This is a genomic window from Pseudomonas sp. 1928-m (assembly GCF_029269135.1).
Lineage (GTDB): Bacteria > Pseudomonadota > Gammaproteobacteria > Pseudomonadales > Pseudomonadaceae > Aquipseudomonas.
In genome coordinates this window covers 317,876-342,976 of the sequence record NZ_JARIXO010000002.1, presented here as the reverse complement: position 1 = coordinate 342,976, position 25,101 = coordinate 317,876, and the positions used below count along the sequence as shown (strand labels likewise).

The following is a 25,101-nucleotide window of genomic DNA, read 5'->3' as shown; positions in this document are numbered from 1 at the left end:
GCTGCGCCGCCGCGCGACCCTGCTGCAGCGCCTGCATATCGACGGCATTCTGCTGTTGCTGTTGCTGATTCTGGCCACCGGCAGTTTGTTTATCCTCTATTCGGCCAGTGGCAAGAATGTCGATCTGCTGATGAAACAGGCCACCTCCTTCGGTATTGGTCTGGTTGGCATGTTTATCATCGCCCAGTTCGAGCCGCGCTTTATGGCGCGCTGGGTGCCGTTGGCCTATGTCGGCGGGGTCGCCTTGCTGGTGGTGGTGGATGTCATGGGCCATAACGCCATGGGTGCCACGCGCTGGATCAATATCCCCGGGGTGATTCGCTTCCAGCCTTCGGAGTTTATGAAGATCATCATGCCGGCGACCATCGCCTGGTACCTGTCCAGCCGCAGCCTGCCGCCGCGCCTCAAACATATTTGTATCAGCCTGGCGATGATCATCGTGCCCTTTGTGCTGATTCTGCTGCAGCCGGACCTCGGTACCTCACTGCTGATCATTGCCTCCGGCGGCTTTGTGCTGTTTATCGCCGGGTTGCAGTGGCGTTGGGTGATTGGTGCGGTGGCGGCGGTGGTGCCGATTGCCATCGGCATGTGGCTGTTTGTTATGCGTGAATATCAGAAACAGCGCGTGCTGACCTTCCTCAACCCGGAAAGTGACCCGCTGGGCAGTGGCTGGAACATCATCCAGTCAAAAGCGGCGATTGGTTCGGGTGGGGTGCTTGGCAAAGGCTGGCTGCAAGGCACTCAGTCGCACTTGGATTTTCTGCCGGAGAGCCACACCGACTTCATTATTGCGGTGCTGGCCGAAGAATTTGGCCTGGTTGGCGTGTGTTTGTTACTGCTGGTGTACATGCTGTTGATCGCGCGCGGCCTGGTGATTACCGTGCAAGCGCAGACGCTGTTCGGTAAGCTTCTCGCCGGCGCGCTGACCATGACCTTCTTCGTATATGTCTTCGTCAATATCGGCATGGTCAGCGGCCTGCTGCCGGTGGTGGGGGTACCGCTGCCGTTTATCAGCTATGGCGGCACTTCGCTGATTACCCTGCTGGCAGGATTTGGAATTTTGATGTCGATCCACACTCATCGTAAGTGGATGGCATAGGTTTGATTGGGATTATGAATTCAATGCAAAACGCGCGTGGTTGGATGGTACGTACTGCACCTTGGTTGGCGCTGGCTGGGGTGTGTGCAGTGGCGCAGCCCGTGCTCGCCGGGGACTATCAGCAGTCGCCGCAGGTGGCTGAGTTTGTCGGTGAAATGACCCGCGACTATGGCTTTGCCGGTGAGCAGCTGGTTGAGCTGTTCGCCCAGGTTGAGCGCAAGCAGGCGATCCTTGATGCGATCTCGCGTCCGGCCGAAAAGGCCAAGCCGTGGAAGGATTACCGGCCGATCTTTATTACCGACAAGCGCATCAGCAAGGGCGTCGAGTTCTGGAAGCAGCACGAGGCCACCCTGGCCCGTGCCGAGGCTGAGTACGGCGTACCGGCCCAGGTGATCGTGGCGATCATCGGCGTGGAAACCTTCTACGGTGGCAATACCGGTAGCTGGCGGGTGATGGATGCGCTGTCGACCCTGGCCTTCGACTATCCGCCGCGCGCGCCATTCTTTCGCAAGGAGCTGCGCGAGTTCCTCCTGCTGACCCGCGAAGAGCAGGTCGAGCCGCTGAGCATGACTGGCTCCTACGCCGGCGCCATGGGCTTGCCGCAGTTTATGCCGAGCAGCTTCCGCGCCTACGCCGTGGACTTTGACGGTGACGGCCATATCAATATCTGGAACAACCCGGTCGATGCCATCGGCAGCGTTGCCAGTTACTTCAAGCGCCACCACTGGCAGCCTGGCCAGCCGGTGGTCAGCGCCGCTACCGTCAAGGGCGCACAGGCCGAACAAGGCCTGACGGTGGGCCTGGACCCGGTGAAGAATGTTGCTGAGCTGCGTGCGCTGGGCTGGACCAGCGCCGACCCGCTGGCAGACGATTTGCCGGTAACTGCCTTCCGTCTGGAAGGTGCCGACGGCGCCGAGCACTGGCTGGGCCTGCCGAACTTCTTTGTGATCACCCGCTACAATCGCAGTGTGATGTATGCCATGGCGGTCAATCAGCTGGCCGAGTTGCTGGTTGATGCACGGGGTAAGAATTGATGTCGCGTTTGCCTTTTAAATTGGCTGCATATGGCAGCCTGGCGCTGCTGCTGGCCAGCTGCTCGTCCACCCGCGCGCCGCAGCCGGTTGCACCGGTGCAGCAGGGTGGGGCGATTTCCGGCCCGGGTGATTTCAACCGTCCGCACAAGGATGGCGCTCCCTGGTGGGATGTCGACGTTTCGCGGATTCCCGATGCCGTGCCAATGCCGCATTACGGCCCGGTCAAGGCCAGCCCTTACACGGTGTTTGGCAAGCAGTACTACCCGATTCCCGATGCCCGTCGCTATCAGGCGGTTGGTCCGGCGTCCTGGTATGGCACCAAGTTCCACGGCCAGGCCACTGCCAACGGTGAAACTTACGACCTGTACGGCATGACCGCTGCACACAAAACCCTGCCGCTGCCGAGCTACGTGCGCGTAACCAACCTGGAAAACGGCAAGACCGCGATTCTGCGGGTCAACGACCGCGGGCCGTTCTATTCCGACCGGATTATCGACCTGTCCTTCGCTGCAGCGAAGAAGCTCGGCTATGCCGAAAGCGGCACCGCGCGGGTCAAGGTCGAAGGTATCGATCCGCACGAGTGGTGGGCTCAGCAGGGCCGTCCAGTGCCGATGGTATTGGCTGCGCCGCAGCAAGTCGCTCAGGCCAAGCCGGTTGCGCAGGCTATCGCGCAGCCGGTTGAGCAGTATTCTCCGCCCCCGCAGCAGCATGCCGCCGCGGTGCTCCCCGTGCAGATTGACGCAAAAAAAAACGCTTCAGTCGGAGCCTCTGGCCTGTATCTCCAAGTGGCCGCCTTCGCCAATCCGGACGCTGCGGAACTCCTCAAGGCCAAGCTGAGCGAGACGGTGGCTGCCCCGGTGTTCGTCAGCTCAGTGGTGCGCAACCAGCAGATATTGCACCGCGTGCGTCTGGGGCCGGTGAGCAGCCAGAGCGAGGCTGAGCGGCTGCAGGATAGCGTGCGCTTGGCCAATCTCGGTGAGCCAACCCTGGTCAAGGCCGACTGACAGGGCACTTCTGCTGCTTCTGCGGGACTAAACAAACAACTCCGGCCAGCCACGCTTGGCCGGGGGATTAGCAACTTATGCCCACTGGGCCTGTTCGACCATCAGCAATCTAGAGAGACGGATGAATATCACCAGCTTTGCGCAACGCATTTTCCTATCACTTTTCCTGCTCAGTGCACCGGCTGCCTGGGCCAATCAGCAAGTGATTCCTGCTGCGCCGCAGTTGGCTGCCAAATCCTATGTGCTGCTGGATGCCGCCAGCGGCAAGGTGTTGGTGGAAAACAACGGTGACCAGCGTCTGCCGCCAGCCAGCCTGACCAAACTGATGACGGCTTATATCGCCACCCTGGAGATTCGCAAGGGCAAGATTGGCGAGCAGGACCTGGTGCCAATCAGCGAGCACGCCTGGCGTACCGGTGGTGCGGCTTCCGGTGGCTCGACCATGTTCCTGCCGCTGAACAGCCAGGCCACCGTGGATGACCTGCTGCACGGCGTGATCATCCAGTCCGGTAACGACGCCAGTATCGCCCTGGCCGAGTACATCGCCGGCAGCGAAGACGCCTTCGCCGACATGATGAACGAGACCGCTGCGCGCCTGGGCATGAGCAACAGCCACTTTATGAATGCCACCGGTCTGCCGCATCCGGAGCATTACTCCAGCGCCCACGATATGGCGATTCTGGCCCGCGCCATCATCAATGAAGATCAGGAGCACTATGCGATCTACGCGCAGAAGGAGTTCCTCTGGAACAACATCAAGCAGGGCAATCGCAACCTGCTGCTGTGGCGCGACAAGACCGTCGATGGTCTGAAAACCGGCCACACTCAGGAAGCGGGCTATTGCCTGGTGGCCTCGGCCGTACGTGATGGCGCGCGGATGATTACCTCGGTATTCGGCACGGTCAGCGAATCGGCCCGCGCCGCAGAAACCCAGAAGCTGCTGACCTATGGCTTCCGCTTCTTCGAAACCCGTACCTTCTACAAGCAGGGCCAGGAGTTGGCTCAGGCCCAGGTGTGGAAAGGCACCGTGCGTCAGGTCAAGGCTGGCTTGGCCACTGACCTGAGCCTGACCCTGCCGAAGGGCCAGCTGGAAAAACTGCAGGCCGGGATGATCCTCAATCCGCAACTCACTGCCCCGATTGCCCAGGGTGATGTGATCGGCAAGGTTGAAGTGAAGCTGGGTGAGGAAGTGGTGCACAGCGCCGATCTGATCGCCCTTGAGGCCGTTGAGGAAGGTAGTTTCTTCCGCCGCCTGTGGGATAGCATCAGCCTGTTCTTCTTCGGATTGTTCAACTGATAGCGTGACCAGCACGCCCCTGCCGACCCGCAGGGGCGTTGTTGTTGCCACGGCTTACGAGGCCGTTACTGCCATGACCGACGTCAAATCACACAAAATCGAATTCCCTTGCGCCAACTACCCGATCAAGGTGGTGGGCGACAGTGGCGCCCATTACAAGGACATGGTGATCGAAATCCTTAGCAAGCATGCCAAGGTCGATCTCACTACCCTGGCCGAACGCCAGAGCAGTAATGGCAAATACACCACTGTGCAGCTGCACATCGAGGCCACCGGTGAAGACCAGCTGCGCGATATCAACAGCGCCCTGCGCGCGACCGGTATCGTCCATATGGTGCTCTGATGAGCCTGCCGCTCGGCTTTCGTGAGCTGGGCCAGGTCGATTATCAGCCTACCTGGCATGCGATGCAGCGCTTCACCGATACGCGCGGCGCGGATACGCCGGACGAAATCTGGTTGCTCGAACACGCCCCCGTATTTACCCAGGGCCAGGCCGGTAAGGCCGAGCATGTGCTGTTTCCGGGGGATATTCCGGTGGTGCAGGTCGACCGTGGTGGTCAGGTCACCTACCACGGCCCTGGCCAACTGGTGGCTTACCTGCTGCTGGATGTGCGCCGTAGTGGTATCGGCGTGCGTGAGCTGGTCAGCCGCATTGAGCGCAGTCTGATTGATCTGCTTGCGAGCTACGGCGTCTGTGCCAATGCCAAGCCGGACGCTCCAGGTGTGTATGTGGATGGTGCGAAGATCGCCTCCCTCGGCCTGCGCATCCGCAACGGTCGCAGCTTCCATGGTCTGGCGTTGAATGTAGATATGGACCTGCAGCCGTTCCAGCGCATCAACCCCTGCGGTTATGCCGGCATGGCCATGACCCAGTTGGCCGATCAGGTGGCGGGGCCGGTGAGCATGGTTGAGGTCGGCGCGCGGCTGCGTGAGCAACTGGTCAAGCACCTTGACTACCCACTGCAGCAGACCCTGGCTGGCGTTATAGATCGCTAAGGTGTGGCTGGCAGAAAGCAAAACGCCTGCCCCAGGCATTACCCAGGGGCAGGCGTTATCCAGCTCGATCAGTTCAGATTGAGGGCTGGGATCAGGCTGCTGTCGAGCTGCTGGCCTGGTACGGGTACTGGAGCGGCCAGGCCCAGGTTGTTCTTCTCGAATACCTTGTCGGCACGGTAGCTGGAACGTACCAGCGGGCCGGCGGCGACTTCCATAAAGCCCTTCTGCAGGCCGATTTCGCGGAAACGATTGAACTCTTCCGGGCTGACCCAGCGCTTGACCGTCAGGTGGTTGCGCGTCGGTTGCAGGTACTGGCCGAGGGTGAGGATGTCGACGTTGATGGCGCGCAGGTCATCCATGGTCTGGATGATCTCTTCGTCAGTTTCGCCCAGGCCGAGCATCAGGCTGGTCTTGGTCAGCACGGACGGACGATGGCGTTTGGCATGTTCCAACGCGCGCAAGGTCTTCTCGTAACCGGCGCGCGGGTCGCGCACTTCGTGGGTCAGGCGCTTGACCGTCTCGACGTTCTGCGCGAACACCTCAAGGCCCGAATCCACCACGCGCTCAATGGCCTGCAGGTCGCCGTCGAAGTCCGGGGTCAGGGCTTCCACCACCACGTGCGGCGTGTTGTCTTTGATCGCCCGTACGCAGGCGGCGTAGTGGCTGGCACCGCCGTCATCCAGGTCGTCGCGATCCACCGAGGTCAGCACGATATAGCGCAGCGCCATCAGCTCGACTGATTTGGCAGTGTTCTGTGGCTCTTCCAGGTCCAGCCAACCGTTGGGGTTGCCGGTGTCCACTGCGCAGAAGCGGCAGGCGCGGGTGCACACTGAGCCCATCAGCATGATGGTCGCAGTACCGTTGGACCAGCATTCGCCCATGTTCGGGCAGTGGGACTCCTGGCACACGGTGCTCAGGCGGTGTTCGCTGACATTGCGCTTGACCGCTTCGAAGCGGCTGCCGCCAGGCGCCTTGACTCGTAGCCACTTGGGTTTGGGCTCGAACACCTGAGGCTCACTGGAGGCGCGGCGCTTCTGGCCGTCCTTGATCGCGGTGATGCCTTGGGTAGTACGGAATTTTTCGCCACTGGCGACGGTTTTAGGCGGGGAGGTATCGGACATCGGCAATCTGGGCTCCGCTAGAGGCTCCGTGGACGAGGCGGCTTGTGGCCGCCGCGCAGCTTATCACAGAAGCTGACCGTTCAGTCCGGCGGGCACCGTGCGGTTCAGGCAGGCGGCCCGCAGGCAAGTGCGCAGGGGCTACTGCTGCAACTGGCTGGCGAACTGCTCTACGGCCTGTACCACCTGCTTGGCGCCTTCCTGAATTTCCACAATGACCGTGCCCGCCTCGTTGGCCAGGTCCAGGCCTTGTTCGGCCTGCTGACGGCTGCTGGCCATGCTGCTCACTGCCTGCTGGGCCAGGCTCTGGTTTCTTTGCACCACGTCGACGATTTCCTCGGTGGCTTGACTGGTGCGTCCGGCCAGTTGCCGCACTTCGTCGGCCACCACGGCGAAGCCGCGGCCCTGATCGCCGGCCCGCGCGGCTTCGATGGCCGCGTTCAAGGCCAGCAGGTTGGTCTGTTCGGCAATGCCGCGAATGGTCTGCATAATGGTGCTGATCAGTTGCGACTGCTTGTCCAGGGCCTCGATGCCCTCGCTGGCGTCCTGCATTTGCTGCGCGATGCGCTGCATGACTGCGACGGTCTGGCTGACCACGCTGGCGCCTTTGTTGGCGCTGGCGTCCGTTTGCTGCGAGATGCTGTAGGCCATGTTGGCGGCATTGGCCACGGCCGCTTCCTGGTTGACCTGGTCGGTGATCACCGTGGCGAACTTGACCACTTTATAGAGCTTGTTGTGGTTGTCGACGATGGGGTTGTAGGAGGCTTCCAGCCAGACCGTGCGGCCTGCACTGTCGATGCGCTTGAAGCGCCCGGCGATATACTCGCCGCGGTTAAGCCTGGCCCAGAAGGCCTGGTAAGTCTGCGAGTTGTATTCCTCGGCTTCGCAGAACTGGCGGTGATGCTTGCCCTTGATCTGTTCCAGGCGATAACCCATGCCATCAAGAAAACGCTGGTTGGCGGTGAGAACTTCGCCGGCCAGGTTGAATTCGATCACCGCAGTGGAGCGCAGCAGTGCATCGATCAGGCCTTCGTGCTCGCGGGAGGTGGCGATGGTGCGGGTCAGGTCGGTGGCGAAACAGGCGAAATAGAGCAGCTCGCCACGGCCATTCAGCACGGGCTGCCAGACGGCGCGGAGCCAGGCTTCCTGGCCGTTGCCGCGCAGCAGGCGAAAAGCACCGTTGAGGTGTTCACGCTGGCGCAGGGCCTGCTGCAGGTTCCGGTAGTTGGGTTCGTTATGGAACGAGGTGGGGATCAGTGATTCCAGCGTGCGACCCAGCAGGGTGCTGCGCTCGTAGTGCATCTCGCGAAGAAAATCGTCGTTGGCGTTGCGGATCTTGCCACTCGGGTCGATCTCGATTACCAGCATTTCACTGTAAATCGAGTCGCGGATCTGCCGCAGGCTGGCCAGCTCTTCACGCAGTTCGGCCAGCTCCTCTTTCAATTTGTTGTTGAACATCGCAAGGCACCTTGTAAAACAAAGGTTGGCTGATCCCTGAGTGAGTTGAGCTCGTCCTTAGCGGGTTATCGGCAGCAAATACCGTTGCTCAAGTGTAGTTGAGCAGCAGGGCGCAGCGTCAGGCGCTGCGCGGGTGCTTACCTGAGTTGCTGCAGCAGCTCATGGCTGGGGTAACCATCGGCAGGCTGCCCCTGAGATTGCTGAAAGGCGCGCACGGCCTTGCGCGTGTTGGCACCGATGATGCCGTCCGCCGGGCCTGGCTCGTAGCCTTTGCTGGCTAGCAGTTCCTGCAGCTCGATGCGTTCGCTGCGGCCCAGTTGGCGGTCGCCACGTGGCCAGGCGGCCTGCACGCCGGGGTTGCCATCCAGGGCATCGCTGAGCAGGCCGATGGCCAGGGCGTAGGCGGTGGAGTTGTTGTACTTGAGGATGCTGCGGAAGTTGTTCAGCAGCAGGAACGCCGGGCCGCGATGGCCCGCAGGCAGAAACAGCGTGGCCTGGCTTTGCTCGTTGGTATCAATGGCTCTGACCGGGTTGATCCCGAGGATGCGCCACTGCGCCAGGCTGCGGCGTACTTCCGGGTCGGCCAGGGCGTAATCGAAGCCCTGCGGCAGATTCACTTCAAAGCCCCAGGGTTGGCCGTTTTCCCAGCCCGAGGCTTGCAGGTAATGGGCGGCAGAGGCGAGGGCGTCAGGGGTGGAGTTCCACAGATCACGCTTGCCATCGCCATCAAAATCCACGGCATGTTGATTGAAGGTGGTCGGCATAAACTGGGTTTGCCCCATAGCGCCCGCCCATGAACCGATCAGTCCCTGCGCTGGGCCGTCGCCGGCTTGCAGGATCTGCAGTGCGGCCAGCAACTGGCTGCGCCAGAACACCTGGCGGCGGCCGTCGTAGGCCAGGGTGGCGAGGGAACGGATGACGTTATGGCTGCCGATATTGCTGCCGTAATTGCTTTCCATGCCCCAGATCGCGATCAGCACTTCATGGTCGACGGCGTAGGCGCGGCGGATGGCCTTCAGGGTTGGTCGATGCTGCGCTTTGAGCAGGCGTCCTTGAGCGATACGCGAGACGGACACGGCGCCATCGATGTAGTCCCACACCGGACGGGTGAACTCCGGCTGGCTGTTGTCGGAGGTAACGACTCTGGGGTCCAGGGTGATGCCGGCGAATGTGCGGTCGAACAGTGCTGCGTCGATCCCGGCGGCGATGGCATCGCTGCGCAGCAGCATGCGCCATTCATCGAAGCTGAGTAACGGGGTTGGGCTGCTGGCCACACTAGCGGCTGGGCTGGCGGGTACTGCGCTGGTCGTGACTGGCGCGGCTGCAAGCGGCTGGGCCGGCGCTTCGGCGCAGGCAGTCAGAAGCAGCAGGAGGCAGGCGATGGCGCTATGGGACAGGCCCCGAAGAAGCAGGTAAGGCATGGTGATCTCGGCACATTTTGCAGGCCGTAACCTTAGCATGATTGAGCTGATGTGCGGGTGCTAGCGGGCTGTGGCGGGCTTTTCAGGCGGCCAGAACGTATGAAGCCTCCCAGTTTTGCTGGGAGGCTTCGCGGCGGTAGCTGCCTTTGCCTTTGCCGGGTGTTTCCTGGCGTGAGCGAAACAGCGGTTGGGCTATCAGGGATTTGGCCTTGTTGGGGCCGCGTTTGGCTTTCTTCGCCATGACGGTTCCTCGGGAAATGACCTGCACGTCGCAGGCGGGCGAAGCATGATCCGCATGCAGCTAAAAGTCCAGAGACTGGGTGGTTGCAGGCCGTTGAGAAACGTTGGCGAGGCAGCTAGCGCAAGGCAAAAACAGGCGAGGAAGCGGAGTGTACGAGTTGTACATGAGCATTCCGAGCCTGTTTTTAACGCCGCGATGGCAACGCAGGTAGTTTTTCAACTGCCTGCTAGCGGGATAGGCCCAGGCGTTGACCGCAGATGTTCAGGGTCAACAAGCTCAGGCCGCTCCAGGGATCGCCGGCCGCCTGGCCTTTGATCTGTGCGTCGATCTGCTGGGCATCCTGCAGCAGCGCGGCCCAGCGGGCGGCGGATAAGCGTTGCAGGGCTTTGCTGACCAGCGGGCGGCGCTTGTCCCAGACTGGTGGGCGGGCGGAGCTGAAGGCTTTTTCCAGCGGCGTGCCCTGGCTGTACTGCTGGGCGATGCTGGCCAGTAGACGGATTTCCCGGGCCAGAGCCCAGAGAATCACCGGCGGCTCGACGCCTTCACCGCGCAGGCCTTCGAGCATGCGCAGGGCGTGGGCGGCTTCGCCATTGAGGGCGGAATCGATCAGGCCGAATACATCGAAGCGCGCGCTATCGGCGACCGAGGCATGCACGGTGTCGACGTCGATCTGCGTGCCTTCGGCGAGCAGCTTGAGCTTTTCGATTTCCTGGGCGGCGGCGAGCAAGTTGCCTTCGACGCGCACGGCGATCATGTCCACCGCTTCGGCGCTGGCGCTGAGGCCCGATTGCGCCAGGCGCTGACGAATCCACTGCGGCAGCTGGTTGGCATCGACCGGCCAGATCTGCACAAACTGAGTCTGTGCGCCGTCGATCAGCGCCTTGCCCCATTTGGTTTTCTGCGCGCTGCCGTCGAGTTTTGGCAGGCTGATCAGCAGCACGGTGTCTTCGGCGGGGCGGGCGAGGTATTCGAGCAACGCCGCGGCACCCTTGTCGCCGGGCTTGCCGTTGGGCAGGCGCAGCTCCAGCAGGCGTTTGTCGGCAAACAGCGACAGGCTGGCACCGGCTTGCAGCAGGTTGCCCCAGTCGAAGTTGTTGTCGGCGTTGAACACCTGGCGCTCGCTGAAACCCTGCTGGCGGGTTGCGGCGCGAATGGCGTCGGTGGCTTCCTGGCAGAGCAGCGGCTCGTCGCCACTGACCACATACACCGGGCTCAGGTTGCCCTGCAGGTGTTTGCCGAGTTGTGTGGAGTTAAGTTTCATGGGGGGCGCAGAGCGGGGCCRCTGGCGCGGCCCGGCGAGCTTACTGGGCGGGAATCGGCAGCTGGATCGGCGACTGCTGCGGTTGCGCCGCCTGTTGCTGGCGAGCGGCTTCCAGGGCATCGGCTTCGGCCTGGGCCTTGGCCTCTGCGGCTTGCTGCAGTTGGTCCAGTTGCGCTGGGCTGATCTGCTGCAGGCGCTGCACCAGTTGCTGGATCAGTTCGCGGCGCATTTCCCTGCGAATTTGTATGGTTTCCTGATCGCCGCCAATCAGGTTGTTACCGTCTTGGTTGTAGTAGCCTTGAGTTTCCAATTTGTTACTCATTAGCAGTAGATTTTTACTGCCGCGTATTTCGTAATTGAGTGTAATCGTTAGTTCGTGCTCTGCTGTTCGCGCTGACCTTGTAAAGCTTGCGCTGCGAAGCTCTTCGCGTTCATTCGTCAATATCAGGCTATAAGGTGCGCCGGGATAAACCCGTACCTCGTGATGTTCCAATGCCTTGCGTACATCTTTAACCGTTTCGCCATAGGCGTTGCGCGCGCTGACATCCAGTTCCTTGAGGGCGAACTGCACATCACCGGTGCCGCGCAGCTGGAAGCCGCAAGCGCTGAGCAGGGTAGCCAGGCCAATTACCAACAGATTCCGTTTGATCATCTTTTATCCCCTTGGCGTGTCTTGCGGCGCGCCGTTGTGCGGTCGCGCCGAGCTTAATCAGTTGGCGACTAGTCAGTTGGCAACAATGTTGACCAGTTTGCCTGGCACCACGATGACCTTGCGAATGCTCAGGCCTTCGGTAAAGCGCAGCACGTTCTCGTTGCTGCGGGCGCTGGCTTCAACCTCTTCGCGGCTGGCGCTGGCCGGCACTTCAATCTGCCCGCGCAGCTTGCCGTTGACCTGGATCACCAGGGTCAGGCTGTCTTGCACCAGGGCAGATTCATCCACCTGCGGCCAGGATGCGTCGATGATGGCTTCGTCATGGCCCAGTTCCTGCCACAGTTGATGGCTGATATGCGGCGTGATTGGCGCCAGCAGCAGCGCCACCGCTTCCAGACCTTCCTGCAGCAGGGCGCGGTCTTGCGCTGTGGTTTGTGCGGCTTTTTCCAGCACGTTCATCAGCGTCATCACCTGGGCGATGGCGGTGTTGAATTTGTGGTGCTGGCCAATATCGAAGCTCGACTGCTTGATCGCCAGATGAATCGCGCGGCGCACGGCCTTCTGCTCGTCATCCAGGCTGGCCAAGTCGAGTGCGCCGGCGATGCCCTGATTGACGTGGTTTTGCGCCAGGCGCCAGACGCGGCGCAGGAAGCGGTTGGCGCCTTCAACGCCGGAATCGGACCATTCGCAGCTCATGTCAGGCGGCGAGGCGAACATCATGAATAGGCGGCAGGTATCGGCGCCGAACTGATCGATCATCGACTGTGGGTCGACGCCGTTGTTCTTCGACTTGGACATCTTCTCGGTGCCGCCGATTTCCACCGGCAGGCCGTCGCTTTTCAGTTTGGCGCTGATGACCTTGGCTTTGGCGTCACGCTCCAGCTCGACATCTGCTGGGTTGAACCAGTCCTTGCCGCCGTTATCCAGGGTGCGGTAGTAGGTATCTGCCACCACCATGCCCTGGGTCAGCAGGTTCTTGAACGGCTCATTGGACGACACCAGGCCTTCGTCACGCATCAGCTTGTGGAAGAAGCGCGCGTACAGCAGGTGCAGGATGGCGTGTTCGATACCGCCGATGTACTGATCCACCGGCAGCCAGTGATTGGCAGCCTCAGGGTCGACCATGCCGCCGGTGTAATGCGGCGAGGCGTAGCGGGCGTAATACCAGGACGACTCGACAAAGGTGTCCATGGTGTCGGTTTCGCGCTTGGCCGGTGCGCCGCATTTCGGACACGTGCACTGGTAAAACTCGGGCATGCGCGCCAGCGGGCTGCCGGCGCCATCCGGCACTACGTCTTCAGGCAGTACCACCGGCAGTTGGTCTTCCGGTACCGGTACGTCGCCGCAGGTATCGCAATGGATAATCGGGATCGGGCAGCCCCAGTAACGCTGGCGGCTGATGCCCCAGTCGCGCAGGCGGAACTGGGTTTTGCGCGCGCCGTGGGCGTTGGCTTCCAGATCGGCGACGATGGCGTCGAAGGCGGCGTTGAAGTCCAGGTTGTCGTACTTGCCGGAGTTAATGGTGCTCAGGCCGGCTTTGTCGCCGTACCAGTCCTGCCATTGAGTGGCGTCGTATTCTTTGCCTTCGCCGGCGTAGACCTGCTTGATCGGCAGGTCGTACTTGTTGGCGAACTCGAAATCGCGCTCATCGTGCGCAGGCACGGCCATCACGGCGCCTTCGCCGTAGCCCCACAGCACATAGTTGGCGACGAATACCGGCAGCTTGTCGCCGGAGAGCGGATGAATAACGAATTGCCCGGTGGCAACACCCTTCTTCTCCATGGTGGCCATATCGGCCTCGGCCACGGAGCCGGCTTTGCATTCGGCGATAAACGCCGCGATAGCCGGATTGCTCGCAGCGGCGCGTTGCGCCAGCGGGTGCTCGGCGGCCACGGCGACGTAGGTCGCGCCCATCAGGGTGTCGGGGCGGGTGGTGTAGACCTTGAGTTGGCCATCGATACCGACGCTGGCTTGGTCGTAGTCGAACACCACATCGGCACCGAAGCTCTTGCCGATCCAGTTGCGCTGCATGGTCTTGACCTGTTCCGGCCAGCCATCCAATTCGTCCAGGCTACTCAGCAGCTCTTCCGCGTAGGCGGTGATCTTGAAGTAGTACATGGGGATTTCGCGCTTTTCGATCACCGCGCCCGAGCGCCAGCCGCGGCCGTCGATCACCTGCTCGTTGGCCAATACGGTCTGGTCCACCGGGTCCCAGTTGACGCTGCCGTTCTTGCGGTAGATCACGCCTTTTTCGAACAGGCGGGTGAACAGCCACTGTTCCCAACGGTAGTAATCGGGTTTGCAGGTGGTGACTTCGCGGGTCCAGTCCACTGCCAGGCCCAGCGACTTGAGCTGGGTCTTCATATATTCGATGTTTTCGTAGGTCCACTTCGCAGGTGCGACCTTGTTCTTCATCGCAGCGTTTTCCGCCGGCATGCCGAAAGCGTCCCAGCCCATTGGCTGCAGCACGTTCTTGCCTTGCATGCGCTGGTAGCGGGCGATCACGTCACCGATGGTGTAGTTGCGCACATGGCCCATGTGCAGCTTGCCGCTCGGGTAGGGGAACATCGACAGGCAGTAGAAGGTCTCCTTGCCCGGCTGTTCGCTCACTACAAAGGATTTCTGCGCGTCCCAATGGGACTGCGCGGCGGCTTCGATTTCACGGGGCGAGTACTGTTCTTGCATGGCTACCGGCGCTGGGAATAAGGGCTTGCGGGAAACGCCGTAGCATACATGAGCCCCGCTTATTCAGGGAAACCCTGATTGCGCCGCGCTCCAGCTACGGCGGCCTGCCCGGCCGCACTTAGCCAGCCGCACCTCGCCGGCCGCCCTAGCAGGTCGCCCTAGCAGGTCGCGCCGTTTGTCGCGAGGCATCGCCGGTTAAAGCGCGAACGCTAAGCTTGCTATATGGAGCAGCAGCCTGCTCCGGGGCGAGGTGAAGGATGGCGGAGTTTCGGCGTGGTGCAGCGGGGGGCGGGCTTTATGAGCGGCTGCTGCAACGCCTTGCCATGGCCTTGGATGAGGCGGATAGCGTGAGTACGCTGTCCGCACAACCGCCCCTGGAACTGGAACTGCGCGGCCTGACGGCGGCGGAAATGGAGCTGATCCGCGCCTACCTGGATCGCGACCTGGATTGGCTGCGCGGCTGGCATGCGGCGGCGCAGGAAATGGCGCAGATCGAGCAGCTACCAAGCTCACGCAAGGTCGGCCGCACCGGCCACAAACCCACCGCCGCGCTGCCCGGCAAGATCAAGCCGCTGCTTAAACGCCGTCTACAGTTGTGCTGCGCGCTGTGCGGCACTCTGGCCGGCTGGCAGTCCGGCAATGGCGTGCAGGCCTGCAAGGCCTGTGGCTCGCAGTTGTTTCGGGCGAGCAATCATCGATAGGGTCTATTGCCATTTCCTCACAACCGCGCCGGGCCTGTTTTGGCGTGAGGCATGGCGTGGGGCGCGAAATCTGGTTATTCAGGTAGCAATCGCGAAACGCCGCGCGCTAAAACAGGCCCGGCCCTTCGGGTTGCGCGAAAAATCTCACCATGCGGTGTTGTGGGACTTGGCAAGGGAACGACCATTGCCTGCGTCCCACGCCTAGCCTGGTGAAATTTTGCGCAGCAGCGCGGCTTGTGCTGAAACGACAACAGACTCTAGGCTTGCGCGCACCCACGGAGGTGCTCAATGCCGATTCGCTACATCCTCAAACAGTTCTTCCTTCCGCCAGGCCTGTTCCTGCTTTTGCTGCTGGCCGCCTGGTGGCTGCGTCGGCGTTTTCCACGGCTGGCGCTGGGGTGTTTTGTGGCGTGCCTGGGCGGTTTGTGGCTGTTTAGTCTGCCGGTGGTGGTCGAGTATTCGGCGCGGGTACTGGAAACCGAGCCGGCATTACATGAGCGGCACTGGACTGATCTGGCTCGGCAGGCCGATGTGATTGTCGTGCTAGGTGGCGGGCGTGAACTGGCTGATCCCGGCTGGGGCGCTGATCAGCCCAGCCTGCTGGCGTTGGAGCGGGTGCGTTTTGCGGCGCGACTGGCCAAGGCCTCGGAGTTGCCGCTGCTGACCAGTGGTGGGTTGCACTATGGCGTACCGCCCAGCGAAGCAGCGTTGATGGCCGACGTGCTGGCGCGTGATTACGACGTGTCGGTGCGTTGGCAGGAAGGCTTAAGCCGCACGACCTGGGAGAATGCGACCCGCAGCGCTGAGCTGCTCAAACAGGTGGGGATTACTCGCGTGGTGCTGGTGACCCAGGCCTGGCATATGCCCAGATCGCGCTGGAGTTTCGAACAGGCAGGTTTGCAGGTGATCAGCGCGCCGATGGGCTTTCTCGGTACGCCTAATGGCCGGCCTGCAGGCGGCTGGTTGCCGGAAGGCAAGGCGGTCTGGCAGAACGGCCTGCTGCTTAACGAGGCCGTTGGCCTGTTGGGCTATCGGCTGTTCTACCCAGATACAGCTGCGCCATAACGAGCCCCAGCAGGCCGGGGCTCACATCATTTAGCTATTGATCTGCTCGGCATGGTGGCAAGCCACTTGCCGTGCATCGAGCAGGCGCAGTGCTGGCTGTTCAACCTGGCAGCGTTCGCTGGCATGCGGGCAGCGTTGGTGGAAGGCGCAACCGCTGGGTGGCGACAGCGGGTTGGGCAGCTCGCCGCTGATCTTGATCTTCGGTTTGCTCGGGTCAGGATGGATGGTCGGCGTCGCCGACAGCAGCGCCTGGGTATAGGGGTGCAGCGGGCGGTTGTAGATAAGCTCGCTGGGTCCCATTTCCACCGGGCGGCCGAGGTACATCACCAGCACATCGTCGGCCACGTGGCGCACTACCGAAAGGTTGTGCGAGATAAACACGTAGCCGGTGTTGAACTGCTCCTGCAGGTCCATAAACAGGTTGAGCACCTGGGCCTGGATCGACACGTCCAGCGCCGAAGTCGGCTCGTCTGCCACCAGCACTTTGGGTTGCAGCATCATCGCCCGGGCGAGGGCAATGCGCTGGCGCTGGCCGCCGGAGAACATATGCGGGTAGCGCTGGTAATGCTCGGGGCGCAGACCGACCTGCTGCATCATCGCCTGCACCCGCTCGCGGCGCTCCAGACGCGACAGGCCGGTATTGATCAGCAGCGGTTCGCCGAGCTGGTCGCCGACCTTCTGCCGTGGGTTGAGCGAGGCGTAGGGATTCTGAAAGACCATCTGCACATCACGGCGCAGCTGCTTGCGCTGGGCCTTGTTGGCTCCGGCTACTTCCTGCCCGGCGATCTGCAACGAGCCGGAGCTGGGCTCCTCGATCAGCGTCAGGGCGCGGGCTAGGGTGGATTTGCCGCAGCCGGACTCGCCGACCACTGCCAGAGTTTTGCCGGCGGCCAGGTCGAAGGACACGCCATTCAGCGCTTGCACCTGAGCGTTGGGCTGAAACAGGCCGCGGGAGATTTCGTAGTGACGGGTGAGGTCGCGAGCAGTCAGGACGGCGCTCATCAGGCCACCTCCGCAGTCAGGTTGAGCGGGTAGAAGCAGCGCGCCGCGCCACGTTCATGGGCGTCCAGGGTCGGCCGTTGTTCACGGCAATGGGCCTGGGCGTAGGGGCAGCGGGGCGACAGCAGGCAGCCCGCAGGCCGGTCATAGCGGCCCGGGACGATGCCGGGCAGAGTGGTCAGGCGGCGCTGGCCCTGGCTGTGTTCGGGAATCGCCTTGAGCAGCGCCTCGGTGTAGGGGTGGCTGGGGGCGGTGAATAGCTGCGGCACGTTGCCGATCTCCACCGCTTGCCCGGCATACATCACGCAGACCCGTTGTGCGGTTTCGGCGACCACGGCCAGGTCATGGGTGATCAGCACCAGGCCCATGTTCTGTTCGCGTTGCAGGCCTACCAGCAGGTCCATGATCTGCGCCTGAATGGTTACATCCAGCGCCGTGGTCGGTTCGTCAGCGATCAGCAGTTTGGGCTCGGCTGCAATCGCCATGGCAATCGCCACCCGTTGGCTCATGCCGCCGGACAGTTGGTGCGGGTAGGCATTCAGGCGGCTGGCGGCGGCAGGGATTTCCACCCGGTCGAGCAGCTGCAGCGCGCGTTGGCGGGCGGCCTGGCCCTTGAGGCCGAGGTGCTGGCGCAGTACTTCTTCGATCTGGAAACCCACGGTAAAGCTGGGGTTGAGCGCGGTCATCGGGTCCTGGAAGACCATCGACAGGTCCTTGCCGACGATATGCCGTCGCTGACGGCCCTTGAGCCGCAGCATATCGGTGCCGTCGAACTGCAGGCTGTCGGCTGTGACGATGCCGGGGGCGTCGATCAGGCCCATCAGCGCCATCATGGTCACCGATTTGCCGGAACCGGATTCGCCGACAATCGCCAGCACTTCGCCCTTCTCCACGCACAGGTCGAGGCCGTCGACCACCGGGATGGCCGTGGCGTCGCCGAAGCGCACGCTGAGGTTTTTGATATCCAACAGGCTCATGCGGGGTTCCTCACTGCGCATTCTTGAGTTTCGGGTCGAGTGCATCGCGCAGCCCGTCGCCCATCAGATTGATTGCCAGCACGCTGAGCAGAATGGTCAGGCCCGGCAGGCTGACCACCCACCAGGCGCGCTCGATATAGTCGCGCGCCGAGGCCAGCATGGTGCCCCACTCAGGCGTCGGCGGTTGTACGCCGAGGCCGAGAAAACCCAGGGCAGCGGCATCGAGAATCGCTGAGGAGAAGCTCAGGGTGGCCTGCACGATCAGCGGTGCCATGCAGTTGGGTAGCACGGTGATAAACATCAGTCGCGGCAGGCTGGCGCCGGCCAGGCGTGCGGCGGTGACGTAGTCGCGGTTCAGCTCGCCCATTACGGCTGCGCGGGTCAGGCGCACATAGGATGGCAGCGAGACGATGGCGATGGCGAAGATGGTGTTGATCAGCCCTGGGCCGAGGATGGCGACGATGGCCACCGCCAGCAGCAGTGAGGGCAGGGCCAGCATGATGTCCATCAGACGCATGATCGACGGGCCGAGCAGGCGCGGAAAAAAGCCGGCGACCAGCCCCAGAAGGATGCCGGGGATCAGCGACATCAGCACCGATGCCAGGCCGATCAGCAGCGACAGTCGCGCGCCATGAATCAACCGCGACAGCAGGTCGCGGCCGACTTCATCGGTGCCCAATAGAAATTGCAGCTGGCCACCTTCCAGCCAGGCCGGTGGGGTGAGCAGAAACTCGCGGTATTGCTCGCTGGGGTCATGTGGCGCGATCCACGGCGCAAACAGCGCGCAGATCACCAGCAGGATCATAAACGCCAGCCCGGCGACTGCGCCCTTGTTGTGGGCAAAGGCGTGCCAGAATTCCTTGAGCGGCGAGGGGTAGAACAACGATTGATCGAGTGTGGCTTGCGTGGTCATTGGGCTCTCCTTAGCGCTGATGGCGAATGCGTGGGTTGGCCAGTCCATACAGGATGTCCACCACGAAGTTGACCAGGATCACCAGGCAGGCGATCAGCAAAATGCCGTTCTGCACCACCGGGTAGTCACGCGCGCCAATCGACTCGATCAGCCATTTGCCGATGCCCGGCCAGGAGAAGATGGTTTCGGTCAGTACCGCACCGGCCAGCAGCGCGCCGACCTGCAGGCCGAACACCGTGAGCACCGGAATCAGCGCATTGCGCAGGCCATGCACAAACACCACGCGGGCCGGTGAAAGGCCCTTGGCGCGGGCGGTGCGCACATAATCCTCGCGCAGCACTTCAAGCATCGCCGAGCGGGTCATGCGGGCTATCACCGCGAGTGGAATGGTGCCCAGCACGATGGCCGGCAGGATCAGATGGCGCAGGGCGTCGACAAAGGCGCCTTCCTCACCGGAAAGCAGGGTGTCGATCAGCATAAAACCGGTGACCGGCGGGATGTCGTAGAGCAGGTCGATACGCCCGGACACTGGCGTCCAGCCCAGCCATACCGAGAAGAACATGATCAGCAGCAGGCCCCACCAGAAAATCGGCATGGAATAACCGGCCAGCGAGATGCCCATTACCCCATGGTCGAACAGCGAGCCCCGTTTCAGTGCAGCAATCACTCCGGCGATCAGCCCCAGGGTGCCGGCGAACAGCAGGGCGGCGAGTGACAATTCCAGGGTGGCGGGAAACAGTGTGGTGAACTCATCCCAGACGCTGGTGCGGGTGCGCAATGACTCACCCAGGTCGCCCTGGGCCAGCTTGCCTATGTAGTCGAAATACTGTGCATACAGCGGCTTGTTCAAACCCAGGCGCTCCATGGCCTGGGCGTGCATTTCCGGGTCGACGCGGCGTTCGCCCATCATCACTTCCACCGGGTCGCCGGGGATCATGCGGATCAGCGCAAAGGTCAGCAAGGTAACGCCGAAGAAGGTGGGAATCAGCAATCCCAGGCGGCGTGCGATAAAAGCAAACATGGGGTTTTGTTACTCCGCATCAGTTCATTCGCGCCAACGGCTACGTGGGCCGCTGGCATATTGTGTCGATCTGCCACTGGCGCGCGGCTGGTGCGCGGCAGTGGCCCTGTTTTGAGTGCAGCTTGCAGAATCAGTGCCGCTTTACCTTGGCGTAATTATTCGAGCCCATGGGGCTGAGGGTAAAACCCTCGACATCACGGCTGACCGCGCTGAATTGCTTGGGGTGGGCCTGGGGAATCCACGGCGCCTGCTCATGGAAAATCGCCAGCGCCTGACGGTAGAGCGCTGCGCGCTGCTGCGGGTCGGTGGTCTCCCTGGCCTGGGTAATCAGCCTGTCGAATGCCGCATCACACCAGCCGGCCTGGTTTTCGCCGCTCTGCGCAGCGGCGCAGGACAGGTTGGGGCTGAGGAAGTTATCCGGGTCGCCGTTGTCGCCGGCCCAACCCATAAACACCAGGTCATGCTCGCCATTTTTCGCCCGTTTGATCAGCTCGCCCCACTCCATTACGCGGATTTCGGTTTTGATGCCGACCGCTGCCAGGTCGGCTTGCAGCATCTGTGCGCCGAGTGACGGGTTGGGGTTGGTGGGGCCGCCGCCTGGGCGGGTCCAGATCGACAGGCTGATGCCGTTTGCGTGGCCAGCCTCTGCGAGCAGCTGACGGGCGCGCTGAGGATCATGGGGCCAGCCTTGCAACTGACTGTCGTAGCCGAGCAGTGTCGACGGGTAGGGCGCGATGGCGGGGCTGGCGCCGTCTGCGCCGAATTGCGCGCCAAGGTAGGCCTGCTTGTCGAACGCCAGGTTGATCGCCTGACGCACGCGCACATCGTCCAGCGGTTTATGGCGCACGTTGAGAGCTACGTAGGCGGTCAGCAGCGAGTCAAGTTCCAGCACCTTCAGATGGTCATCGGCCTTGAGCGCCGGAATATCGAAGGGGCGTGGATACAGGGCAATGTTGCAGGCTCCAGAGCGCAGTTTCTGGATACGCACATTGGGATCGGTGGTGATGGCAAACAGCAGTTTTTCCGACGCAGGTTCGCCATCCCAGTAGTCCGGGTGGCTGGTGTAGCGCACCTGAGCATCCTTGGCGTAGCGCTGCAGCACGAACGGCCCGGTGCCGACCGGTTGGCTGTTGAGCAGCTCCTGCTTGCCGGCTTTGCGCAGCTGCTCGGCATACTCGGCGGAATAGATCGAGGTAAAGCCCATGGCCATATCGGCGAGGAAGGGTGCCTGCGGCTGGTTGAGCACGAAGCGCACGCGGTGCTCGTCGAGCTTTTCGATACGGGCTATCAGCTTGCCGAACTCCATGGCTTCGAAGTACGGAAAGCCGCGACCAGACTGGGCATGCCAGGGGTGTTTGGGGTCATGCTGGCGCTGGATGCTCCAGAGCACGTCATCGGCATTCATTTCGCGGCTGGGGGTAAACCAGGGCGTGCTGTGGAATTTCACCCCTTTGCGCAGATAGAAGGTGTAGCTCAGCCCATCGGGGCTGATTTCCCAGCGCTCGGCCAGGGCCGGTTCGATTTCGGTGGTGCCGGGTTTGAAACGCACCAGGCGATCAAACAGTGCTTCAGACGCCGCATCTGCGGTTACCGCCGTGGTGTATTGCACGATATCGAAGCCTTCTGGCGCTGCTTCAGTGCACACCACCAGTGGTTTGGCCTGGATGGCTGTGCAGCCGAAAGCGAGTAGCAGAGGGAGGTGGCGTAGGCTCAGGTGCATGCTGATTCTCCCGGTGCTTATAGCAGGTCAAAGGGCAGGGTGCTGACGATGCGCAGCTCGTTGACGCTGCCATCGGCCTGGTTCTGGCTGGCCTTGTGCGACATATAGGTGACCTTGAACGTGCTGTCCTTGATGGTTCCGCTCTGCACCTTGTAGCTCGCCATCAGCCCGTACTCGCGGTGTTTTTCACCGTCCTGGCTGAGCACGTCGGCGTAGTTGGCGTGGGCGCCATTGCGTCCGCCGTCGTAGTGGGTGCCGTCGATATCCCAACCTTTGGCGTACCAGGCCATGGTGCTCAGCCCGGGTATGCCGAAATAGCTCCAATCCGTTTCATAGCGGATCTGCGCGGATTTCTCGTTCGGGCCGTTGTAGTCGGAAAGCAGCGAGTTGGCCAGGTAGATAGCGGACGTTTCGTGCACGTAATCAAAGTATTCATCGCCATCGACCTGTTGCCAGGCCAGGGTCAGGTCGTGAGCCTGATGCCCAAGGGTGAAGGCCAGGCTCCAGGTGTTGTTGTCGATATAACCGGCTTCACGCGCGCCACTGTCACGGGTGTGGTAGCCGTTGAAGGCCGTGCGCAGGGACAGTCGCTCGCGGTCACCGAGGTCGTGGGTAATGCCCATGTAGTACTGGTCCCAGATGTCTTCAAAACGCCCGCCATACAGCGCAACTTCCAGGTTATCCAGCGCCTTGTAGTTGCCGCCCAGGTAGTTGTAGCGCTCGCCTTCGGCTTGGCGAGTGCCGTATTCGGTGGTCAGGGCTTCATCGCCTGCGCCGGTGCGCGGGCTGGTGCGGCGAAAGCTCCCCGCCTGCAGGCTAAGGTTGTCCAGCTCTTCGCTGACCAGTCCGACGCCATTGAAGCTGGAGGGCAGGGCGCGGTTGCCGATGGAGTTGAACACCGGCGTCTCGACCATAAAGCGTCCGGCTTTGAGTTCGCTGCGGGAAATACGCGCGCGCAGGTTGGCGATGCCGAGTTTGGACCAGTGCTCCTGGCCATGACCGTTGCTGTCGGCCAGGGTGCGGTTGCCGCCGCCGGCAATACGACCCTTGCCGCGTTCCAGGTTGATGGCATTGAACGCCGCCACATCGATGCCGAAACCGACCGTGCCCTGGGTGTAACCGGAGCTGTACTTGAGCTGTGTGCCCTGCACCCAGGTGTCGCGCGACTGGGTGAACTGCGGGCCGCCATCCTTGGGGATGTTCAGGCCGAAGTGCCCCTTGAAGCGCTCGCGGGCGGCAAAGTTGCGGGTGCTGAGGGTTAGGCTCTGGCCTGCGAAAAAGCCGCTGGCGTTGTCGGCCTGGTTGCTGATCTCGGTAGCCTGGCTGTAACCGCTGAGGGCAAGTAGGGCGAGGCTTAAAGGAATGCTGGTGCGAAGGGCGAATGTCATCTGTTGGGCTCCTGTAACGGCTTTTTTATTAGGCAAGGAGTGCTCATACGGACTACCTGTCGCAGGGGCGAAACAGCCCCGGCAACGCTCGGAAAGCGCATTCTTGCGAACGTTTTGGCAGCTACGAAACACTCAGCCGGTGGTGGCCGGACGAGGAATACAGTCGTTTTTATTAGGTGTTCGGCGGGCGCACTGGCCCGCCGTTGGTGCACGTTCTCAGCGTATGTTGCTGACGCCGTAGAAGCTGTTGCGCCCGAAGGGGCTGATCTCGAAGCCTTCTACGCTGTTGCGCATAGGCTGGTAGACCGTTGAGTGCGCGATCGGGGAGATCGGCAGCTGTTGCTGGATGATCTGCTGCGCCTGCTGATACAGCTCGCTGCGGGCGTCGCGATCGGTAACGGCCTTGGCCTGCTTGACGATCTTGTCGTAGCCGGCATCGCACCATTTGGAGAAGTTGTTGCCGTTGACCGAGTCGCAGCCGTATAGGGTGCCCAGCCAGTTGTCCGGGTCACCGTTGTCGCCGGTCCAGCCGATCAGCATGGCGTCGTGCTCGCCGGCATGGGCGCGCTTGATGTACTCGCCCCACTCGTAGCTGACGATCTCTGCCTTGATGCCGACCTTGGCCCAGTCGGCCTGGAGCATTTCGGCCATCAGTTTGGCGTTAGGGTTATACGGGCGCTGTACGGGCATGGCCCACAGGGTGATCTTGGTGCCTTCGGCAACGCCAGCCTGCTTGAGCAGGGCCTTGGCTTTCTCGATGTCTTGTGGGATGGCGCTGATGCTTTCGTCATAGGACCACTGGGTTGGCGGCATGGCGTTGACCGCCAGTTGCCCGGCGCCCTGGTAGACCGCGCTGATGATCGCCGGTTTGTCGATGGCCATGTCCAGCGCCTGACGCACTTCGAGCTTGTCGAATGGCGCGCGGGTCACGTTGTAGGCGATGTAACCAAGGTTGAAGCCAGGCTGGCTGGGCACCTGCAGATTCGGGTCTTTTTGCAGCGCGGCAAGGTCAGCTGGGCGCGGGTTGAGGGTGACCTGGCATTCGCCAGCCTTGAGCTTTTGCGCCCGCACCGAGGCGTCGGTGTTGATGGCGAAGATCAGGTTGTCGATCTTTACGTCTTCCGGCAGCCAGTAGTCCTTGTTGCCCTTGAAGCGGATCTGCGCATCTTTCTGGTAGCGGTTGAACACAAAGGGGCCGGTGCCGATCGGCTTCTGATTGATGTCGGCGGCCTTGCCAGCCTTGAGCAACTGCTCTGCGTATTCGGCGGAGTGGATGGCGGCGAAGTTCATCGCCAGGTTCTGGATAAAGGCCGCGTCCACGTTATTGAGGGTGAAGCGCACGCTGAGGTCGTCGACCTTCTCCACCTTGGCGATGTTCTTGTCCAGCCCCATGTCGGTGAAGTAGGGGAACTCGGTCGGATAGGCCTTACGGAATGGATGATCCTTGTCGAGCATGCGCTGGAAGGTGAAAACCACGTCGTCAGCGTTGAACGTGCGGCTGGGGGTGAAGTAGTCGGTGCTGTGGAATTTCACCCCGGGACGCAGTTTGAAGATATAGCTGAGGCCGTCTTCACTGGCCTGCCATTCAGTCGCCAGGGCCGGTACGGCCAGGGTGCTGCCGCGTTCGAACTGGGCGAGGCGGTTGAACAGGGTTTCCGAGGCTGCATCAAAATCGGTGCCGGTGGTGTACTGGCCTGGGTCGAAGCCGCCGGGGCTGCCTTCGGAGCAGTACACCAGGTTGCTGGCGGATGCGTAAGTCGAGCCGAGAAACAGTCCGGCAACGAGCATGGCCTGGATGGACGTGTGAGTGCGCATGAATACCTCATTTATTCTTTTTTTGGGCGTCATTGAGGGTCAGCCTCGTGGGCTGTGATCAGCACCGCTGCGTTCCGCCCTATCGGGTGAATAGGCCGGCCCAGAGCTGCGGTGGAGCGAAAACGCTCAGCAACCTGTCGCACTCGAAATTAAGTCATGCTGAAATTGAGGTCAACAAAAATTAAGCACTACTAACATTTGTTGTCATCACACTGTGCTAGCGCGCACCCGCTATC

The 25,101-nt window shown here is 61.9% G+C and carries 22 protein-coding genes; 8 read left to right on the top strand and 14 right to left on the bottom strand.

The genetic code is table 11. The annotated features are described in order from the left end of the window. Nucleotide 1: 1 nt before the first annotated feature. The 6 genes from rodA (at nt 2) to lipB (ending at nt 5,430) form a co-directional block, all read left to right on the top strand. Nucleotides 2-1,099: a rod shape-determining protein RodA gene (gene rodA, locus P3C18_RS11100; protein ID WP_275962051.1), complete on the top strand. Its 1,098-nt coding sequence runs from the start codon at nt 2-4 to the stop codon at nt 1,097-1,099. Nucleotides 1,100-1,122: 23 nt separating this feature from the next. Further along, nucleotides 1,123-2,133, top strand: coding sequence for a lytic murein transglycosylase B (gene mltB, locus P3C18_RS11095; protein WP_275962050.1), 1,011 nt, complete (start codon nt 1,123-1,125; stop codon nt 2,131-2,133). After that, nucleotides 2,133-3,137, top strand: a complete 1,005-nt coding sequence (locus P3C18_RS11090; RefSeq protein WP_275961922.1) for a septal ring lytic transglycosylase RlpA family protein — start codon at nt 2,133-2,135, stop codon at nt 3,135-3,137. Before mltB ends, P3C18_RS11090 begins: the two co-directional genes overlap by 1 nt. Nucleotides 3,138-3,258: 121 nt before the next feature. Then, the gene (locus tag P3C18_RS11085; protein ID WP_275961921.1) at nt 3,259-4,434 is read left to right on the top strand and encodes a D-alanyl-D-alanine carboxypeptidase family protein; all 1,176 of its coding nucleotides are present in this window, start codon (nt 3,259-3,261) and stop codon (nt 4,432-4,434) included. A 73-nt stretch (nt 4,435-4,507) separates the two neighbouring features. After that, nucleotides 4,508-4,777 (top strand): DUF493 domain-containing protein, encoded by a 270-nt coding sequence (locus P3C18_RS11080; protein ID WP_275961920.1) that lies wholly within the window; start codon nt 4,508-4,510, stop codon nt 4,775-4,777. Beyond that, a complete protein-coding gene (gene lipB / locus P3C18_RS11075) occupies nt 4,777-5,430 on the top strand; it encodes a lipoyl(octanoyl) transferase LipB (protein ID WP_275961919.1) in 654 nt (217 codons plus the stop codon). The genes P3C18_RS11080 and lipB overlap by 1 nt, the downstream gene beginning before the upstream one ends. A 68-nt stretch (nt 5,431-5,498) precedes the next feature. Here lipB and lipA read toward each other — a convergent pair whose 3' ends face one another. From lipA to leuS, 7 genes are all read right to left on the bottom strand, one after another. After that, entirely contained in the window at nt 5,499-6,551 is a 1,053-nt protein-coding gene (lipA, locus tag P3C18_RS11070; protein WP_275961918.1) for a lipoyl synthase, read from the bottom strand. A gap of 138 nt (nt 6,552-6,689) precedes the next feature. After that, nucleotides 6,690-8,006, bottom strand: a complete 1,317-nt coding sequence (locus tag P3C18_RS11065; RefSeq protein WP_275961916.1) for a PAS domain-containing methyl-accepting chemotaxis protein — start codon at nt 8,004-8,006, stop codon at nt 6,690-6,692. A gap of 137 nt (nt 8,007-8,143) precedes the next feature. Continuing rightward, nucleotides 8,144-9,427, bottom strand: a complete 1,284-nt coding sequence (locus tag P3C18_RS11060; protein ID WP_275961915.1) for a lytic murein transglycosylase — start codon at nt 9,425-9,427, stop codon at nt 8,144-8,146. Nucleotides 9,428-9,509: 82 nt separating this feature from the next. Further along, nucleotides 9,510-9,668, bottom strand: coding sequence for an alternative ribosome rescue factor ArfA (gene arfA / locus P3C18_RS11055; RefSeq protein WP_275961914.1), 159 nt, complete (start codon nt 9,666-9,668; stop codon nt 9,510-9,512). 226 nt (nt 9,669-9,894) lie between these two features. After that, a complete protein-coding gene (gene holA / locus P3C18_RS11050) occupies nt 9,895-10,929 on the bottom strand; it encodes a DNA polymerase III subunit delta (protein ID WP_275961912.1) in 1,035 nt (344 codons plus the stop codon). A gap of 40 nt (nt 10,930-10,969) precedes the next feature. Further along, nucleotides 10,970-11,581 carry an LPS assembly lipoprotein LptE gene (gene lptE, locus P3C18_RS11045; protein ID WP_275961911.1) on the bottom strand — a complete coding sequence of 204 codons (612 nt, stop codon included), beginning with the start codon at nt 11,579-11,581 and terminating at the stop codon, nt 10,970-10,972. 72 nt (nt 11,582-11,653) lie between these two features. Next, nucleotides 11,654-14,266: a leucine--tRNA ligase gene (leuS, locus tag P3C18_RS11040; protein ID WP_275961910.1), complete on the bottom strand. Its 2,613-nt coding sequence runs from the start codon at nt 14,264-14,266 to the stop codon at nt 11,654-11,656. Nucleotides 14,267-14,523: 257 nt separating this feature from the next. Here leuS and P3C18_RS11035 point away from each other — a divergent pair, with 257 nt between their 5' ends. Both P3C18_RS11035 and P3C18_RS11030 read left to right on the top strand, forming a co-directional pair. Further along, nucleotides 14,524-14,967: a hypothetical protein gene (locus P3C18_RS11035; protein ID WP_275961909.1), complete on the top strand. Its 444-nt coding sequence runs from the start codon at nt 14,524-14,526 to the stop codon at nt 14,965-14,967. A gap of 288 nt (nt 14,968-15,255) precedes the next feature. Beyond that, a complete protein-coding gene (locus P3C18_RS11030) occupies nt 15,256-16,032 on the top strand; it encodes a YdcF family protein (RefSeq protein WP_275961908.1) in 777 nt (258 codons plus the stop codon). A 30-nt stretch (nt 16,033-16,062) separates the two neighbouring features. On the opposite strand, the gene P3C18_RS11025 is transcribed toward P3C18_RS11030, so the two are convergent. From P3C18_RS11025 to P3C18_RS10995, 7 genes are all read right to left on the bottom strand, one after another. Next, complete coding sequence (locus P3C18_RS11025; protein ID WP_275961907.1) at nt 16,063-17,034, bottom strand: peptide ABC transporter ATP-binding protein; 972 nt, start codon at nt 17,032-17,034, stop codon at nt 16,063-16,065. Continuing rightward, nucleotides 17,034-18,008, bottom strand: a complete 975-nt coding sequence (locus P3C18_RS11020) for an ABC transporter ATP-binding protein (protein ID WP_275961906.1) — start codon at nt 18,006-18,008, stop codon at nt 17,034-17,036. Before P3C18_RS11020 ends, P3C18_RS11025 begins: the two co-directional genes overlap by 1 nt. Before the next feature lie 10 nt (nt 18,009-18,018). Next, nucleotides 18,019-18,921, bottom strand: coding sequence for an ABC transporter permease subunit (locus P3C18_RS11015; RefSeq protein WP_275961905.1), 903 nt, complete (start codon nt 18,919-18,921; stop codon nt 18,019-18,021). Between the two features lie 10 nt (nt 18,922-18,931). Further along, nucleotides 18,932-19,942: an ABC transporter permease subunit gene (locus P3C18_RS11010; RefSeq protein ID WP_275961904.1), complete on the bottom strand. Its 1,011-nt coding sequence runs from the start codon at nt 19,940-19,942 to the stop codon at nt 18,932-18,934. Nucleotides 19,943-20,072: 130 nt separating this feature from the next. Further along, nucleotides 20,073-21,662 carry an ABC transporter substrate-binding protein gene (locus P3C18_RS11005; protein WP_275961903.1) on the bottom strand — a complete coding sequence of 530 codons (1,590 nt, stop codon included), beginning with the start codon at nt 21,660-21,662 and terminating at the stop codon, nt 20,073-20,075. Between the two features lie 17 nt (nt 21,663-21,679). Then, on the bottom strand, nt 21,680-23,050 hold the full coding sequence (locus P3C18_RS11000) for an OprD family outer membrane porin (RefSeq protein WP_275961902.1): 1,371 nt from the start codon (nt 23,048-23,050) through the stop codon (nt 21,680-21,682). Nucleotides 23,051-23,266: 216 nt separating this feature from the next. Continuing rightward, a complete protein-coding gene (locus tag P3C18_RS10995; protein ID WP_275962049.1) occupies nt 23,267-24,838 on the bottom strand; it encodes an ABC transporter substrate-binding protein in 1,572 nt (523 codons plus the stop codon). Nucleotides 24,839-25,101: the final 263 nt, after the last annotated feature.